The organism is Nocardia sp. NPDC052112 (genome assembly GCF_040680135.1).
GTDB lineage: Bacteria > Actinomycetota > Actinomycetes > Mycobacteriales > Mycobacteriaceae > Nocardia.
In genome coordinates, this window is sequence record NZ_JBFAWD010000012.1 from 1 (window position 1) to 2,267 (window position 2,267).

3 protein-coding genes are annotated in these 2,267 nt (G+C 66.4%); 1 reads left to right on the top strand and 2 read right to left on the bottom strand.

The features are described from left to right. Positions 1-103: 103 nt before the first annotated feature. Positions 104-1,279, bottom strand: coding sequence for an acyl-CoA dehydrogenase family protein (locus AB0L58_RS23250; protein ID WP_364389628.1), 1,176 nt, complete (start codon positions 1,277-1,279; stop codon positions 104-106). Between the two features lie 237 nt (positions 1,280-1,516). Here AB0L58_RS23250 and AB0L58_RS23255 point away from each other — a divergent pair, with 237 nt between their 5' ends. Continuing rightward, on the top strand, positions 1,517-2,035 hold the full coding sequence (locus AB0L58_RS23255) for a hypothetical protein (RefSeq protein WP_364389630.1): 519 nt from the start codon (positions 1,517-1,519) through the stop codon (positions 2,033-2,035). A gap of 1 nt (position 2,036) precedes the next feature. Here AB0L58_RS23255 and AB0L58_RS23260 read toward each other — a convergent pair. Next, on the bottom strand, positions 2,037-2,267 hold a 231-nt coding region (locus AB0L58_RS23260; protein ID WP_364389632.1), incomplete at its 5' end, for a hypothetical protein.

The following is a 2,267-nucleotide window of genomic DNA, read 5'->3' on the forward strand; positions in this document are numbered from 1 at the left end:
GCGTCCGAGTCGTCGAAGCGCATGCGCCGTAGGCGCGAGTCTCGACGGCTCGGACGCGAGACTGAAGGGGGCCGCGAACACGCCGCGCCACAGGCGCGGCAAATTAGACAGAGCGCAACACATGACGGCCGATGGCGTACTTGTGCACCTCGGTGGGGCCGTCGTAGAGGCGGAAGGCGCGCATATCGCGGAAGATCATTTCGACGACCGTCTCATCGCTGATGCCGATGCCGCCGAGCACCTGTACGCAGCGGTCGGCGACTTTGAACAGCTCCTCGGAGACGTATGCCTTGGCGATCGAGCTCTCGTGCCGGGCCTTCTCACCCTGGTCCATCAGCCAGCACGCATGCCAGATGGTGAGTCGGCACTGGTGCAGTGCGATCTCGTTATCGGCGAGCATGAACGAAACGCCCTCGTGGTCGCCGATCGGTTTGCCGAAGGCAGTGCGGGTCCTGGCGTATTCGACCGCGATGGACTGCGCCCGTTCGGCCGCGCCGAGCCAACGCATGCAGTGGGTGAGCCGGGCCGGGGCCAGGCGCAGCTGGGCGTAGCGCAGCGCCTGACCGGTCTCGCCGAGCAGCGCCTGCTTCGGCAGCACCAGATTCTCGAAGCGCACCACGCCGTGACCGCCGACGTAGTTGCGGTCCATGGTGTTCATGGTGCGTTCGATGACGATGCCGGGCTGGTCGCCTTCGGTCAGGAACAGCGTCGGGCCGTCGGGCACATGCGGATTCGGTGCAACGCGCGCCATGATGATCCAGGTCTTCGCGCCGTCCGCGCCGGTGATGAGCCATTTGCGGCCGTTGATGGTGAAATTCTCGCCGTCGAAGACGGCCGAGGTGGCCAGCTGATTCGGATCCGAACCCGCGCCGTTCGGTTCGGTCATGGCGAAGACGGTGCGGCGGTATCCGGCGACCGCGGGGGCGAGGTGGCGCTCGATCTGCTCCGGGTTGGCGATCTTGGAGAGCAGGAACATATTGCCCTCATCCGGTGCGGCGCAGTTCATCGCGACCGGACCGAGAGTGGACCAGCCTGCCGCCTCGTAGATCACCGCCTGCTCGATATGGGTGAGGCCGCGTCCGCCGAGGGCTTCCGGGGCCTGCACGGTCAGCAGTTTTTCCGCGCGGGCCAGCTCGACGAGTTCCTGGCGCAGTTCGTCGCTCGGACCGTGCGAGGTGAGTCGCGGATCACGCTCGAAGGGGACGATCTTGTCGATGACGAACTGTCGGACCCGATCGCGTTCGGCGGCGAGCTCGGCGGGAATCGTGAAGTCGATCATTGGTCACCATTCGTTCGATGGGGCGCGTGGGTCGAGCATACGAAACCGGGGGCGCACGACTGAAGGCGACTGCCATCAAATGTGGTAATCAACTTGCTATGGCCCTTTGACCTGTGCTGATGACTGATGTCAGCGCGGGCCGATCAGGTATCAGCGCGCTGTCAGCGCCGCGGGAGATCGTTCGAGCACAGGGAGCCCACGGGCCCTCGACGAAAAACCCCGATGAGGAGAAACGCCATGATGACCGTCGCCGCTGTCGCCCAGCTGCTGATCGCCCTCGCCTTCGTCAGCATCCCGCTGGTGCGCCACCGCTACGGCGCCGCGGCCCAGGCTGCCGCCGACGCCGAGCTGGCCCGTCAGGGTGTGCGTCCCGGAATCCTCGCGGAGAACGGTATGCGGTTCGACGCGGGTGGCCACGAGACCTGGGCGCCGGTCGGGATCGCATCGGTGATGACCGCCATGGCCGTGCTGAATCTGGCGGGCAACGACTGGGGCCGGACCCTGTCCTGGGTCTTCCAGATGCTGGTGCTGCTCGGCAATGTCGCGATCCTGTACAGCAACCTGACCGCCGCCAAGAGCGTCCAGGCCGCCTTTGCCCGCAAGGGTGATCCGGAACTGACCCGCATCGATGTCCAGAAATTCCTCGACGTGGCCGAAGCCGCATTCCCCCGCTGGGTGACCCCGTACCTCCAGAACCTGCGCCACCTCATCGTCTTCGGCGGTTCGATCGTGGTCCTGATCGCCCTGTCCATCTGACTCACCCACCGGCCAGATGCTTGCCCACCGCGAGCACCTGGCCGTGCGCGCTGCCGTGCTCTCGACGCGGGTGCGCGGTGGCCCGCAGCCGGTGCGCACGGGCCAGATCTCGAAGCGGTGCCGCGCACAAAGTGGCGCCACGCGTGGGTTTGCCGGTTGTTTCGTGCGTGGTGGGCTGGTGGGTGCGTGGCATGGGGTCGGTTGATATGCGGGGCGAGCGCGTTGCCGTCCG